Source organism: Candidatus Abyssobacteria bacterium SURF_5 (assembly GCA_003598085.1).
GTDB lineage: Bacteria > Abyssobacteria > SURF-5 > SURF-5 > SURF-5 > SURF-5.
This window is the reverse complement of record QZKU01000115.1, coordinates 31,707-44,623: the sequence shown is the minus strand read 5'-3', so window position 1 is coordinate 44,623 and position 12,917 is coordinate 31,707. Positions and strand designations below refer to the sequence as shown.

The 12,917-nt window shown below is 55.5% G+C and carries 11 protein-coding genes; 1 reads left to right on the top strand and 10 read right to left on the bottom strand.

Annotation, left to right across the window (positions count from 1 at the left end; all coding sequences use genetic code 11):
* Positions 1-28 precede the first annotated feature (28 nt).
* Positions 29-1,225 carry a M20 family peptidase gene (locus tag C4520_16770; protein ID RJP17416.1) on the top strand — a complete coding sequence of 399 codons (1,197 nt, stop codon included), beginning with the start codon at positions 29-31 and terminating at the stop codon, positions 1,223-1,225.
* A gap of 5 nt (positions 1,226-1,230) precedes the next feature.
* On the opposite strand, the gene C4520_16765 is transcribed toward C4520_16770, so the two are convergent.
* From C4520_16765 to nuoE, 10 genes are read right to left on the bottom strand one after another with little or no spacing between them, the layout of a single operon-like run.
* Entirely contained in the window at positions 1,231-2,688 is a 1,458-nt protein-coding gene (locus C4520_16765; protein RJP17415.1) for an NADH-quinone oxidoreductase subunit N, read from the bottom strand.
* A complete protein-coding gene (locus C4520_16760) occupies positions 2,685-4,253 on the bottom strand; it encodes an NADH-quinone oxidoreductase subunit M (protein RJP17414.1) in 1,569 nt (522 codons plus the stop codon). Before C4520_16760 ends, C4520_16765 begins: the two co-directional genes overlap by 4 nt.
* Entirely contained in the window at positions 4,250-6,139 is a 1,890-nt protein-coding gene (locus C4520_16755; GenBank protein ID RJP17413.1) for an NADH-quinone oxidoreductase subunit L, read from the bottom strand. The genes C4520_16760 and C4520_16755 overlap by 4 nt, the downstream gene beginning before the upstream one ends.
* Before the next feature lies 1 nt (position 6,140).
* Positions 6,141-6,449, bottom strand: a complete 309-nt coding sequence (nuoK, locus tag C4520_16750) for an NADH-quinone oxidoreductase subunit NuoK (protein ID RJP17412.1) — start codon at positions 6,447-6,449, stop codon at positions 6,141-6,143.
* A complete protein-coding gene (locus C4520_16745; protein ID RJP17411.1) occupies positions 6,450-6,962 on the bottom strand; it encodes an NADH-quinone oxidoreductase subunit J in 513 nt (170 codons plus the stop codon).
* 14 nt (positions 6,963-6,976) lie between these two features.
* A complete protein-coding gene (nuoI, locus tag C4520_16740) occupies positions 6,977-7,492 on the bottom strand; it encodes an NADH-quinone oxidoreductase subunit NuoI (protein ID RJP17410.1) in 516 nt (171 codons plus the stop codon).
* 8 nt (positions 7,493-7,500) lie between these two features.
* Positions 7,501-8,454, bottom strand: coding sequence for an NADH-quinone oxidoreductase subunit NuoH (gene nuoH / locus C4520_16735; GenBank protein RJP17409.1), 954 nt, complete (start codon positions 8,452-8,454; stop codon positions 7,501-7,503).
* Positions 8,438-11,173 carry an NADH-quinone oxidoreductase subunit NuoG gene (gene nuoG, locus C4520_16730; protein ID RJP17408.1) on the bottom strand — a complete coding sequence of 912 codons (2,736 nt, stop codon included), beginning with the start codon at positions 11,171-11,173 and terminating at the stop codon, positions 8,438-8,440. Before nuoG ends, nuoH begins: the two co-directional genes overlap by 17 nt.
* Positions 11,174-12,448: an NADH oxidoreductase (quinone) subunit F gene (gene nuoF / locus C4520_16725; protein ID RJP17407.1), complete on the bottom strand. Its 1,275-nt coding sequence runs from the start codon at positions 12,446-12,448 to the stop codon at positions 11,174-11,176.
* Positions 12,448-12,912 (bottom strand): NADH-quinone oxidoreductase subunit NuoE, encoded by a 465-nt coding sequence (nuoE, locus tag C4520_16720; GenBank protein RJP17406.1) that lies wholly within the window; start codon positions 12,910-12,912, stop codon positions 12,448-12,450. The genes nuoF and nuoE overlap by 1 nt, the downstream gene beginning before the upstream one ends.
* Positions 12,913-12,917 lie beyond the last annotated feature (5 nt).

Here is a 12,917-nt window from a genome sequence, read left to right as displayed (position 1 = left end):
CTCCGATCAGTTAATCTTAAGGTGCTCCATGCGCACAAGTGAATTGGTTGAACAGGTTGAGAAAACGACTGAGGCAATGGCGGATGAAGTCGTTGATTTCTTGATTCAACTGGTGAAAGCGCAATCATTCAATCCGCCCGGCGATACCACACCGGCCGCAAACGTCGTCCGCGAAGCCGCGTCACAGATGAAGGGAGACCTCGAAATCCATGCCTTCGACGATCTGAAACCCAACATCGTGTTGCGGGTCGGGAGGCGCGGCGGCAAGTCGCTTTGCTTCAATTCTCACATGGACACTGTTCCGGTGGGCGACAGCAGTCGCTGGAAATTCGACCCGTTCGGCGGCGAGATCGCAGGCGGCAATGTCTATGGCCGCGGCAGTGCCGACGCCAAAGGATGCGCCGCCGCCATGCTGATGGCTGCGCTCGTTCTCGAAAGGATGAAACTTGATTTGAACGGAGAACTCGATATCGCGATAGTCAGCGATGAAGAGACCGGCGGAGCGCTCGGGACGCAGTACCTCCTGGAAAAGGAAATACTAAAGCCGGATTTTGCCGTCATTGGAGAGATAACTTCAAATCGGGTCGCGATTGCCGAGAAGGGGCTGCTGGTGTTTACCCTGAACACCCACGGGCGCACAGCGCATGCGAGCACGCCGTGGGAAGGCGTCAGCGCGATCCGTCAAATGCTCAAGCTGGCGCGCGAGATCGAGGAAGCCCTCGAGTCATCGTTCAAAAACAAGCGACATCCATTGACGCCGCCGCCATCGTTCAATTTCGGGATCATCGAGGGCGGCATCGCGATTAATGTCGTGCCTGATAATTGCAGGCTCACCCTCGACCGCCGCTGTATCCCGGGTGAATCGCTCGAGGAGGCCGAGCGGGAAATCGGCGGCATACTGCAACGACTCAAAGCACAAGACCCTTCCTTCGAAGCCGACTATACGATTCTGCATCGCGCAAATGCCTTCGAAACGCCCGCGGACAGCCCTCTCGTTAAATCCGCCGGATACGTCTGCAGTCTTCTCGACCTTAACCCTGAGCCGATCGGCTATCAACAGGTAAGTGACGGACGCTTCTTCGCCGACCGCGGAATTCTCACGATGCTGCTCGGGCCGGGAGTAGCCGAGCTCGCGCATACACCTGATGAGCATGTGCCGGTCAATGCGATTATTGAGGCAACGAAACTGTACGCGCTTCTTGCGATCGAGTTGCTCGGCTCTTGAGGAGATCATTCCAACTGCATCGCCAGAATCTGAATCAACCGGATTAGCGGCGAAGGGAAAATTCCGACTAGCACCAGAAGGAATGCAAGCGCTGCGAGCGCAAAACCGGCACAAATTGAAAACGAAGGAAGAACTTCGCGCGTCTCTTCCGGCAACAACACGTATTCTTCTCCCGGTCTCGAGTACAGATAAACAACCACTCGAAGATAATAAAACACGTTGATTGCACTGCTTATGATAAGCGCGATAATCAACAGCCAGAGCCGGGCGCCGACAGCGGCCGAAACCAAAAGGAACTTCCCGATAAATCCCGCAGTTATCGGAATCCCCGCCAGAGATAGGAGCGCTCCGGTCATCAGCGCCGACAGCCAAAAATGCTGATACGCGAGCCCGCGATATTCCGAAAGCTCATCATAATCCCTCTCTTTCGCGGAAAGCACGCTTATCACTCCAAACGCGCTTAAAGTGGCGATAAAATATACGATCAGATAAAAGCTGATCGCAAAAATCGCTGCGTTTCCGCTCGCCAGCAAGGCCACCAGCATGTACCCCATATGAGAAATCGATGAGTATGCCAGCAGCCGCTTGACGTTCCGCTGCAAGAGCGCCAGTATATTGCCCGCGAGCATTGAGGCGACTGCGATGATCGACAGCATCATGAAAAGAGAGTCGAACCGCTCGCTCCCCACTATGGAGAAGTACCGCAACAGCAGCGCCACAATGGAACCTTTCGAGGCAGTGGCAATGAATCCCGCAACCGGCGAAGGAGCACCCTGATACACATCCGGCGTCCACAAATGGAACGGCACGACCGCGAGTTTGAATCCAATGCCGATAAGCAACAGGACCGAGCCCGCCAGCAGCAACGCATCCAACCTTTCCGACATCGTTATTGCATCCGCAATGCCGCGAAAGCTCATCGTGCCGACATCCGCGTAGATCAACGCCATGCCGAACAACAGAAAAGCAACCGATGTTGACGCCAGAATCAGATATTTAATCGCGGCTTCAAAGTGCAGATTAATCGACCGCAGGTAGGCGATCAGAACATACAGCGCCACGCTCAGCAATTCCAGTCCGAGAAAAAGAGATGCAAAATGCGCGCTCGAGACAATAATTGAGGCACCCAGCGTCCCAATCAGCAGCAAAACATAAAACTCTTCTTTCTTTGTCTCTCGTCCCTCGATATATTCGTATGAAAGACCCGCCACTACCGCAGTCGTAAGAAGAAAGAGGCCCATATAGAAGAGCGCGAACCCGTCAACTGTCAGGAGGGGACAAACACGGGCAGATCCCCAAAATAATGATACCGGCAGCAGAGCGAAACACACGAGCAACGCTCCCAGCGTCAAGCCGAACGTCAACCGGTGAGAACGCCGGAACGGAATCACCAGCATGATCGTCGCCGCTGATACGCTCAACGCGATCAGTGGCAGCAGCGTTACAATGTCATTTATCGTCATTGAAAGGCCTTTGCCGGAGGCAACCTGTCTTCAGCAACGGGATCAGGGACTGCTGCGGCTGAATCTCTGTGAGAATCCCGCTGACTCTTTTTCGCCGTACCCGCACGAAGCGCTTCCAGTGCGGGCCCAGCCGCACGAAATACAGGCTGGGGAAACAACCCGATCCAAATGAGCCCGGCCATAAAAAGCCCAAAGACGGTCATCTCGCGAATACTGGTTCTCGGCAAATCCCACTGCCGGATAACCGATCCGTGAAACGCGCGCTGCACCAGCCATAAGGAGTACACAGCCGAGAAAACAAGACCCAACGCGGAAAGAATGGCAAGAGTGGGATTCACCTGGTATGTTCCCAACAGTACGAGGAATTCGCCCACGAAGTTGGCAAGTCCGGGCAAACCAAGCGATGCCAGCGCGAAAAACGTGCCTGCCCCCCCCATTTTCGGAAGGACATCCCACAGGCCGCCCATTACGCCGAGATCGCGCGTGTGTATCCGCTCCTGAAGCGCGCCAACCAGAATAAACAGTGCGCTCGTGCTCAAACCATGAGCGAGTATGACAATAACCACGCCCTGCAGGGCCAGCTCGTTCCAGGCAGCAATACCGAGCAGGATAAAGCCCATGTGGCTCACACTCGAAAAAGCGACATACCGCTTTAGATCGGTTTGTGCGAACGCGAGCGCCGCTCCATATAGAATCCCAACAACGGCGAGAACAAATGCGGCGGTCATGAATTCGGCTGCGATTCCGGGAAAGAATGGGACCAAAAAACGCAAGAATCCGTAAGCTCCCGTCTTTAACATCAGTCCGGAAAGAATAACGCTTCCCGCCGTCGGCGCTTCCGTATGAGCGTCCGGCAACCACACATGCAACGGAACAACAGGAAGCTTGACCGCGAAGGCGGCGAAAAAGCCAAGCATAAGCCAAACGGCATGCGGCTTCCTCTCGACTGCAACCTGCAGCAATTCTCTGTAATCGAAGCTGTAGACTCCTCCGCCTTCCGCATAAAGAAAATACAGCGCGAGAATCGATACCAGCATCAGGAGGCCGCTGGCCTGTGTGAAAATGAAAAACTTCAGCCCGGCCCGAACTCGATTTTCATGTCCCCACAGAATGATGAGGAAATACATCGGGACAAGCATCAATTCCCAGAAAAAATAAAAGAGGAATAAGTCCAGCGCGGTAAACACGCCGATAATGCCGGCGAGCGTGAGAAGCAAATTGAAATGGAAGAAGCCGACTCGATGTCGTATTTCGGTCCAGGAGGCCGCCACCGCCGCGCCACCCAGAAACAGCGTGAGCGTCACGAGAATCAGGCTCAGCCCATCCGCGGCGAGATGGAACGATGCGCCTATCTGCGGAATCCATCGCCAATTTATTTCCGCGAGCACAGTTGGATCGAGAGAAGGCGAAATGGGATGCCGAGCCCAAAGGAAAACCACGAGCGCAAAGTCGACTGCAAGCGCCGCGAGCGCAATCCACCGGCTCGCCTGCGAGCTCCATCGACTCACCAACCACGAGAGCGCGGCGCCGGCGAGTAACACTATCAACAGCCATGCCAGAATCATGAGAAGATTATCACCGCCAGAAAAACGATTGCGCCGATCACTATGCTCATCGCATACCAGCGCAGGTTTCCGTTCTGCGTGAGGGAGAGCAACCCGTGCACATTCTCCATAACGGCGGCAACTCCGTCATAGAAACGATCAATAACATCATTCCTGTTCCTGCGCGTCGCCCGGACATACGGCCGGATGAATACCCGCTCGTAAAGCCAATCGAAACCCCATCCGGAAAACCAGAACCGATGCACAAGCGAGCCCGCCCTTGTTGAAATGATGGCATTCACGTACTCACGCTTGGCCAGGAAGAACAGCCATGCCGCAAAAATCCCCAAGATGCCCGCCGCAACCGAAACTGCTCCGGTTATTGATTCCACTGAAACCGAGGGCTGACTCGCGGGCATTGGAGGAAATGAGGAAGCCAAAAAATTGGAAAGGATCGGCGATCCGAAAAAGGCATGGGGCCAATCGAGAACCGCGGTCAGGAAACAAAATGTTGCAAGCACAGCAAGCGGCATCCCCATATAGAAGCCGGCTCGCCTCGCCGGTTCCGCTTTGGTCTCCCGGAAGAAGACCAGGAATAGCATCCGAAAACTGTACAACGAAGTGATGAAGACTCCGAGCAGTGCGGCTCCCCAGAGGATCGGGCCTCCGTTGGGAAGGTTCCACACGCTATACATGATCAGATCCTTGCTCGCAAAACCGGCTGTCGGCGGAATTCCCGATGTCGTCAATGCGCCAATCAGAAAGGTCCAGAAGACGAGCGGAATCTTGTTTCGCAGCCCCCCCATCTTGAAGATGCTGGTCTCGTGATGGACCGCCAGAATGACGACGCCCGCGCACAAGAACAGGAGCGCCTTGAAGAAAGCATGCGTCAGAAAATGAAAGATGGCCGCCGCCCACGCCCCCGCTCCGAGCGCAAGGAACATGTAGCCCATCTGACTGATCGTGGAATACGCGAGCACCCGCTTAAGGTCTTCCTGCACCAGAGCGCTGCACCCTGCCATCAATACCGTCGCGATTGCAAGAATCAAGATGAGCTGCTGAATCGAAGGCGCCAGCACAAAGAGCCCGTTCATTCGCGCCACCAGGTATACGCCTGCGGCAACCATGGTGGCGGCATGAATCAATGCGCTGACGGGAGTCGGGCCCGCCATCGCGTCCGGCAGCCACACCTGCAGCGGAAGCTGAGCGGATTTGCCGATCGCTCCAATCAATAGGAGGAGCGCCGCCCACAGCGCGACCGCCGAATTTGGCGTCCACTGCAGCCCCGCGCGCTCCATCGCCTCCCGAATGTCCAGCGTTGCCAGACTCGTAAAAATGACAAACAGAGCGATGAGAAAAGCGACATCGCCGATTCGCGTAACGACAAAAGCCTTTATGGCCGCTTTTCCGTTTTCGGAATTTCTGTACCAGAACCCGATAAGCAGGTAACTGCACAGGCCGACGCCCTCCCAGCCGAGCAGCAGAAAGAGCAGGTTGTCCGCAAGTACCAGGATGAGCATCGAGGCAACGAACAGATTCATGTAAGCGAAAAAACGGCTGAACCCGTCATCATCATGCATGAAATCAGTCGAATAGAAATGGATGAAATAGCCGACAAACGTAACAACGAATATCATGACCAGAGAAAGCGCATCGAGATGCAGGCCGAAATCAGCCCGGAAATCGCCCACCAGCATCCACGTCCAGAGCGTTTGCGTGAACCGGAAATCCGGCGGGGGCGTGTTTATGAACTCCAATCCTATAAGTATTGTCAGTATCGCAGAAAGCCCCACCGAGCCTACGCCGATTATCGCCGTCATGCGCCGCGGCATCCGCGCGCCCGCTACCGCCAGCAGGAAAAAGGTCGCCAGCGGCAATGCCGGCACCAGCCACAGAACCTTTAGCATGTTATCCCTGCATCCTGGTCAGTTGATCGATATTAAGTGTCTTGAATTCATGAAACATAAGAAGCGCCAGCGCGAGCCCGACTGCAACTTCCGCCGCCGCCATGGTTAGTATGAAGAAAAACATTACCTGCCCGTCCGGCTGGTTCCAATGGTATCCCGCCACGATAAAGGCCAGGCCGGACGCGTTCAGCAATATCTCGATCGAGAGGAGAATGAACAGGATATTGCGCCGTATCAGGATGCCGACGAGACCGATGACGAATAAGACAGCGGCAAGAAGAAGGCCGGCTTCAAGCGGTATGGACACCATTTATTTCTTCGCCTCCCTTGGATTAATCGCATATGGCCCCAGGTGATATGCGCCAAGCAGTCCGGCCAGCAGGAGCAGCGACGCCATTTCGACTCCAAGCACGTACGGCCCGAACAGCGCGATGCCCACTCGTTTTGCGTCCACAATCTCGCGCACTCCAACGCCGGGACTATGTTGAAAGAAGGTGAAAACGAATTCTCCAATGAGGATGAGCGCCAGGAACACGGGAAACACCCATTGTCGCGGCTGAAACGACGGCTTTTCGTATTCCGTCATATGCGGCCCCAGGTTCAGAATCATGATGGCGAACACGAACAAAACCATGATTGCGCCCGCGTTGATGATGATCACCAGCATCGCCGCGAATGGGGCACCGAGGATATAAAAAATGAGAGAAGTCGCCAAAAGCGAAACGATGAAGAACAAGAGCGCATGCACCGCATTCAGACTGGTGATGACGAATAACGTCGATAAGATGCCCACCGCAGCCGTAACATAAAACGTCGTGTTCATTTCTCATCCTTCCTTCAGGGCATCAATTCGCGCACATCGACCGGCGGTTCTTCGCCTTCGGCTTCGCCTTTGTCTTTTCCGCCAATCGCCAGTCCCGCGACCCTGTAGAAATTGTAGCCGGGATATTTGCCTGTCCCGCTGATCAGCAGGTCTTCCTTCTCATAAACCAGGCTCTCCCTGCGATACTCGCTCATCTCAAAGTCAGGAGTCAATTGAATCGCATACGTGGGACATGCCTCCTCACAGAAACCGCAGAAGATACACCGCGAGAAATTGATTCGGAAAAACGAGGGGTAGCGCCTGCCGTGCTCGTCCTCGGCTGATTGAAGCGCGATACAATCCACCGGACACGCAACGGCGCATAAATAGCAGGCGACGCATCGTTCCTCTCCGTCCGGATCGCGCGACAAAATGATGCGCCCCCGCCACCGCGGCGGGATCGACGGCTTCTCCTCGGGATACAGGACCGTCTCGCGCTTGCGAAACATGTGCGAGAAAACGATCGCCATCGCCTTCAGCAAGCTGAACATTAATCCTCCTATCCGCGCGCCAGCAGGACCGCCCCCGTTATCACCAGGTTCAACAGCGCCAGCGGAAGCATCACCTTCCAGCCGATCGCCATGAGCTGGTCGTACCGGGGACGCGGCAGAGTACCTCTCAGCAGAATGAAAATACAGATGAAAAAGAACGTCTTGAGCGCGAACCAGACGATGCCCGGAAAGAGCGGCCCGAGCCATCCCCCGAAAAACAGGGTCGTCAGCAACGCCGATATCAAGGTAATCCCGATGTATTCCCCAACGAAGAACATCCCGAATTTCATTCCCGAATATTCGGCGTGATATCCCGCAATCAACTCGTTCTCCGCTTCCGGCAGATCAAAAGGCAGCCGCCGCGTCTCGGCAACTCCTGCTACAAAAAATACGATGAACCCCAACACTTGCGGAATGCAAAACCACACCTCCTCTTGAGCTTCGACTATGTCGGTTATATTGAATGAGCCCGCCAGCATCACCACGCCCATGAGCGAAAGCCCCATGAAGACTTCGTAACTCAGCATTTGCGCCGCCGCGCGAAGACCCCCAAGAAGAGCGTACTTATTATTCGAAGACCAGCCACCCAGCGACGGGCTGTATACCCCCATCGAAGACATCGCCAGAAAGAATAACAATCCGACTCCCATATCGACAACGGTTATTCCCGGCGAAACAACAATAATGGCAAAAGCCATCAGCGTGGTAATCACAATGATTGCCGGGGCAATAACGAAAACCGGTCTATCGGCGAATGGAGGAATCCAATCCTCCTTCATGAATATCTTGATTATGTCGGCTACCACCTGAAGCGAGCCGAACGCGCCGACACGGTTCGGGCCGTATCGGTCCTGCCATAAGGCCAGCAGCCGCCGCTCAAGCCAGATCAGACCTGAGGCGATCGTGAACGCCCCGAACAGGATGCCGAAGACAATGATGATCGATCTAGCCGTCTCCAACATTGGCCGAAACCTTTTTCATTTTTTTCAATTCATACCAAAACGGTGAACGATCCCATGGCACACCCGACAGACCTGCAGGCAATGCGGCAACCCCCGGCGGCAAAGAGGGATCGACTTTGAGGAACAGCCTGTGGCTCTTGCCCGATATCTCCAGCTCGAGCGCGTCGCCGTCAGTCAGCCGTTGGGCTTCCGCATCCGCTTGATTCAGCGCGACATAAGGCGCCGGCGAAAGCTGCGCTATTCCGGCGGCGCGGCTGCTCAGCTCTTCCGATCCGAAAACATGATACGCCGGCACAACCAACACTTCGCCAGAACGAACTTTGAGTGCGGCGGGAACTCGACCTGGAAGAGTGATTGACTTGTCTCTCGCCGGTTCAATAAGCCGTTTCCCCGGGTCTCCTCCCGCCAACTCCCCATTAACCTCGCTTTGAAATTTGGTGACCGACTGGATCGAATTCCAGTACGGCGCCCAGAAATGGGCGATCAAAGAGGAAGGCGGCTGACTCTGATATCCTTCCATCGTAAAAGCGAGAGGCGAATCGATATCTTCGGGCGGCTCCGCTTCATGCACGGCGATATGCGCATGCATTGCGGTGCGGCCGCTGTATCGATGCGGCTGGCGTGGAACCTTTTGGCCGGAAATACGGAAGTCCGCGGGCGGCGCAACTTCAGGAAGAAGACGGAATATCCGCACATGTGCTGCGATATCAGCGATCAGTTCGTCAAGCGTTTTCCACCCGGCGTGGTGATTGTTACCCGAGAAAGAAAGGAGATCGCTCAGCCATCTCCAGCTTTCTTGGACATCGGCCTCCGGCGCGAGCACTTTGAAAAAACGCTGCGCCCGCGCCTCATTGTTCATCAAAGTCCCATCGGATTCGGCAAATGTCGCAGCGGGCAAAACGATATCGGCTCTTTCCGTCGTAAAGGTGGCCAGCGAATCGAGAACGATAACTTTTCCGACTGCCGATAAGAACTTCTCCGCGCGCGCAAATCCCAGCTTGCTGTAAAGATCGTTCTCGAGAATAATGGCGGTATCCACCGCTCCCTTTTCCGCCGCCTCCATTACCTCATCCAACGGCTTTCCGCCCAGCATGGCCGCGCCCATGCTGTTGCACGACGAGGGCACAAGGAAAATGTTCGAGGATTTTCCCACAGAGTCGAGGGCGAACGCCACGCGTGCCGCCGCCTCGATCAATGAAGCATTCATGCAGCCGCTGCCGGAAACGACCAAAGGACGCTCCGCATTTCTCAACGCGACCGCCGCTCGTTTGGCAAGTCCGAGCGCATCGTCTGATAAATCGGGAACAGCGGGCGCCTGTGCATCCAGTTCATGGGCAACGGCAAATCCGAATCTGGCGATATCGTCCGGCGCCGCCCGGTATACAGCCGTTGCAATATCATCAAGCCTGGTTGCACGTGGCGCAGCCACAAAACACGGGCCATAGTCATCCTGAATCGCCTCGCGCATGGCCATATCATGCCAGTCATCAATCTTCATCTGCCGGGAGATCGCGAGCGGCTTCTTCATCACAGACTGGCGCAGCGCCAGCGCGGCAATGGGCGCGGTATTCGGCACATCCTCCCCCAGCACCAGCACGGCGTCGGCGCGCTCGACATCATGCAAAGAAGCGGAAGGCGCCGGACCTCTTCGCAGAACATCAACCATAAGTGAAACCGCGTCGAATTCGATTTGCGTCGTTCCCTGATAGAAATTCTCCGGACCCACCAGCGCGCGTAGCGCATAGTTGGCCTCCACCGACGCCCGCGGTGAACCGATTCCGATAATATGCGCCTCGCTCTTGATTATCGGCTCGAGCTCGCTCAGGATGTTTTCGCGCGCGATCGGTTCAAGATTCCCGTTCCTGCGAATGAGCGGCTGCTTTATGCGGGCCGAATGGTTCACGAATTCATAGCCGAAGCGGCCGCGATCGCACAGGAAATAACCATTCACTTCGCGGTTGTACCGGTTGCGGATGCGGCGAAGCATGCCATACCGCTCGCCGGGAATCGTGTTGCAGCCCAGACTGCAGTGAACGCAGACCGATGGCGCCGTCTGTAAATCCCATTTCCGCGCATAATGCTGCTTCAGCGTCTTGTCGGTAAATACGCCCGTCGGACATACCTCGACAAGGTTCCCGGCAAATTCGCTCTGCAGAAATCCGTCTTCATGCCGCCCGAAGTACACGTTGTCGTGCCAGCCGAAAACGTTCAAGTCGCGCCCGCCGGCATAGTCGCAATAGAACCGCACGCAGCGGTAGCACTGGATGCACCGGTTCATCTCGTGGTTGATGAACGGCCCAAGATACTGGTTCCGGTAAGTCCGTTTCTTGAAGCGGAATCTGCGGTAAACGTGGCCCGTCAGCAGCGTCATATCCTGCAGATGACATTCGCCGCCCTCATCGCAGACCGGACAATCGTGCGGGTGATTAACCATGAGCCACTCGATCACGCTCTTGCGAAATTTCACGGCGTCGGGATCGGAGATCGAGATGCGCGTGCCCTCGGTCGCAGGTGTCATGCAGGACATCACGATTTTCCCTTTGTGATCGTTCTCGTCCCGAAACTGCTTTACCGCGCACAGACGGCATGCGCCAATCGAATGCATCGCCGGATGCCAGCAGAAGTACGGCACATTAAATCCGAGCGACAGCGATGCCGCTAAAAGGTTCTGGCCGTCTTTCACCTCATAGGGCGCATTTTCAATGTAAATGACCGGCACTTATTTTCTCCACGGGCAACGACGCTCGCTGATATGTCTCTCGAAATCATCACGAAAATGTTTGATCGCGCTCTGAAGCGGCTCCATCGCTCCCGGCGCAAGCGCACAAAACGTGTTTCCGGGCGCCATGAGACGAGTCTGCTCCTCCAGCATTTCTATATCGCCCGGCTTGCCATTCCCATTCTCAATCGCAGCCATCGTCTTCTCGATCCACGGAAGCCCTTCCCGGCACGGCGTGCACCAGCCGCAGGATTCCCGGGCAAAGAATTCCATCAGGTTATGCACCATTCCAACCGGGCATGTCTTATCATCAAGAACCACGACTGTGCCGGTTCCAAGCCGGCTGCCAATCTGCTGGACGGAATCAAAATCCAGTTTCACCTGAAGATGCTCATGGGTGAGAAAGTCCGTCGATGCCCCGCCGGGAAGCAGGCCTTTCAGCCGATATCCCTCCTGCATTCCGCCCGCGTGCTCGACAAGAAGCTCTTCAAGAGAAATGCCCATCGGCAGCTCCCACAGGCCCGGCCGCCGCACCTTTCCGCTGACGCCGAACAGCTTCGTTCCCCCATCGCCGCTCAGGCTCAGACCCCTGTACCACTCGGGGCCGTTCATGATGATGTGGCGGATGTTCGCAACTGTTTCCACGTTGTTGACCACGGTCGGCCTGCCCCATAACCCGCACACTTGCGGGAACGGCGGTTTCGCGCGAGGGTGTGCGCGTCTGCCCTCCAGCGCATCAAGCAGCCCGAATTCCTCACCGCACATATAGCGGCCCGCGCTGACGTGCAGGTGCATCTCAAGATTCATTCCCGATTTGAGAATATTCTTTCCCAAATATCCTCGCTGATACGCCTCAGCAATCGCCTTCTCGATCCGCCGCGCCGCTCTTCTGTATTCCCATCGAAGAAAAATGTATGAGAATTCCGCTTCGATGGCATAGGCGCCGATTATCGCGCCTTCGATAATCTGATGGGGATCGTTCTCCAGCAGGTACCGGTCTTTGAAGGTGCCCGGTTCCATTTCGTCGGCATTCACCACATAATATTTCGGGCGGGGAGCATCGGGCCCCATCGGGACAAAGCTCCATTTCATCCCTGTTTGAAAACCGGCGCCTCCCCTTCCCCTCAAATTGGACTCTTTGACCAGACGCTGCACGTCCTGCGGCGGAATTTCCAGCGCTTTACGCAAAGCCATGTAACCACCGCTCTTCTCGTACTCCTGTATGCTCGGTGGTTCTTCTTCAATGCGAAAATTCTGAGTCAGCGGCTTATCCATTACTGATATCGCTCCAGAATCGCATCTATTTGGGCGGCGTCAAGCATTGTGTAAAGCTGCTCGTCAACTATCATAGCGGGCGCCTCATCGCATGCGCCTAAGCAGGCAATCGGCAAAAGCGTAAACCGGCCGTCGGAAGTCGTTTGCCCGAATGAGACCCCGAGCCGCTGGAACAAGTAGTCGCGAACGTCTTCATAACCCATGATCCAGCAGCTAACACTGTCGCAAATAAAGATGACGTGCCTGCCGACCGGTCGGCGAAAAATCAGGTTGTAGCACGTGGCCACGCTGTCCAGTTCGTCAGCGGTCATCCCGAGAAAAGCAGCAACTTCCTTCAGCGTCTCATCGGATATCCACCGCCGATTTTTCTGAACGATCTTTAACGCTTCGGGACCGACAGCCTTCCTGTATTTATACTTGGTTGCCTCTTCTTCTATCTCCGCCCGTTCTTCCTCTGACAACACGTTTC

Bases quoted from the DNA above. Each gene is read 5' to 3' on its own strand.
- nuoF (RJP17407.1), bottom strand. From the start codon at position 12,448: ATGGATAAGCCGCTGACTCAGAATTTTCGCATTGAAGAAGAACCACCG.
- C4520_16765 (RJP17415.1), bottom strand. From the start codon at position 2,688: ATGACGATAAATGACATTGTAACGCTGCTGCCACTGATCGCGTTGAGC.
- C4520_16755 (RJP17413.1), bottom strand. From the start codon at position 6,139: ATGCTAAAGGTTCTGTGGCTGGTGCCGGCATTGCCGCTGGCGACCTTT.
- nuoI (RJP17410.1), bottom strand. From the start codon at position 7,492: ATGTTCAGCTTGCTGAAGGCGATGGCGATCGTTTTCTCGCACATGTTT.
- C4520_16770 (RJP17416.1), top strand. From the start codon at position 29: ATGCGCACAAGTGAATTGGTTGAACAGGTTGAGAAAACGACTGAGGCA.
- nuoH (RJP17409.1), bottom strand. From the start codon at position 8,454: ATGTTGGAGACGGCTAGATCGATCATCATTGTCTTCGGCATCCTGTTC.
- C4520_16760 (RJP17414.1), bottom strand. From the start codon at position 4,253: ATGATTCTGGCATGGCTGTTGATAGTGTTACTCGCCGGCGCCGCGCTC.
- C4520_16745 (RJP17411.1), bottom strand. From the start codon at position 6,962: ATGAACACGACGTTTTATGTTACGGCTGCGGTGGGCATCTTATCGACG.
- nuoK (RJP17412.1), bottom strand. From the start codon at position 6,449: ATGGTGTCCATACCGCTTGAAGCCGGCCTTCTTCTTGCCGCTGTCTTA.